Below are 1262 nucleotides of genomic sequence, written 5' to 3'. Positions count from 1 at the left end.
TACAACAAACTACATTGAAATTTAGTCGGATTTAACTGTAGCATATTTTGGGTTCCAGTTAAGATGCGTTTACCCTGCTTGACTTTGGATCATTAGGGTAACTATTGGGTGGAATTCTAGGCAATGTATATCTGTAATTACAGCTCGAATTTGCGGACGGCTTCATTGTAGAGATGAATAGCTAAATCGCAAATAATTTGTTCATTTTGAAAATCACTTCCTAACTTCTGTTTCGCCGTTTGAACACACATTTTCATCAACTCTGATGAACTTTCGATGTGAAGTGCGATCGCCCTTTGCTTTTCTTCAAACCCAACCTCGATTTCCGCCAGCCTTTTGACCGATTGACAATTCGCGGATTGCTCTAAATTTGCCGCCATTTTTTCCTGCTTTCTCCTTTGGACTTCCTCGGAAAAACCCGCAGCAATGAGCCCCGCAGGTAACGCAAAAATTCCGATTCCCAAAAATGCTAATATTGCTCCTAACAATTTTCCTAAAGGAGTGATTGGATAAATATCGCCGTAACCGACAGTAGTTAAGGTCACAACTCCCCACCACATTGCATCGGGGATGCTCGCAAAAGTTTCGGGATGCGCGTCGTATTCAACAAAATACATGACGCTAGAGGCAAATATTAACAGAATAAAAACTGCAAATGCGGTGGCAATTAACTCCTCTTTTTTATCGTACAATACTGCTCCCAGAGTTCTGATTGACTCAGAATAACGGCTCATTTTTAGCAACCGCAACAAGCGCAGAACACGAATTAAATTAACGAAGTTGAAAGTAGGAAATAACAGCAAGAAGTAAAAAGGTAAGATGGAAAGTAAATCTATCAAACTTAGCGGTGTAAGAGCATATCTCAATCTTCCCCAAAGCGGGTGGCTGTATCTGCGATCGACTGTAGACACCCATAGCCTCAAAATATATTCTATTGTAAATACTAAGGAGGAAACAATTTCGATGTTTGCCAAAAACGATGTGTGTTCGGGCGACAATGTGGGCGAAGTAGAAGCAATAAAAGCTGCGACGTTGATCAGAATTAAACAAGTTATGATAAAATCATCTGCTAAACTGTATAAATTGCTTGAGTCTGAGGTTTCTAAAATTTCATAAATTATAGTTTTGATTTTTTTACGCATCTGAGTTTGTCCTAAAAATTTAGCAATTAACGATCGCGCTTGACTAAGCTGTTGCACATTTAAACTGTGATACAATCATTACCCTTATTTTTGATTTTGCGACCCCATTTAATTATTAAT

The 1262-nt window shown here is 38.7% G+C and carries 1 protein-coding gene; it reads right to left on the bottom strand.

Annotation, left to right across the window (positions count from 1 at the left end):
• Positions 1–137: 137 nt before the first annotated feature.
• Positions 138–1199, bottom strand: a complete 1062-nt coding sequence (locus QUB12_RS37365) for an ion transporter (RefSeq protein WP_333311125.1) — start codon at positions 1197–1199, stop codon at positions 138–140.
• Positions 1200–1262 lie beyond the last annotated feature (63 nt).

Source organism: Microcoleus sp. B7-D4, assembly GCF_036705125.1.
Classification (GTDB): domain Bacteria; phylum Cyanobacteriota; class Cyanobacteriia; order Cyanobacteriales; family Microcoleaceae; genus Microcoleus.
Note: the sequence above shows the minus strand (reverse complement) of the source record. Positions and strands in the feature narration are given on the sequence as shown.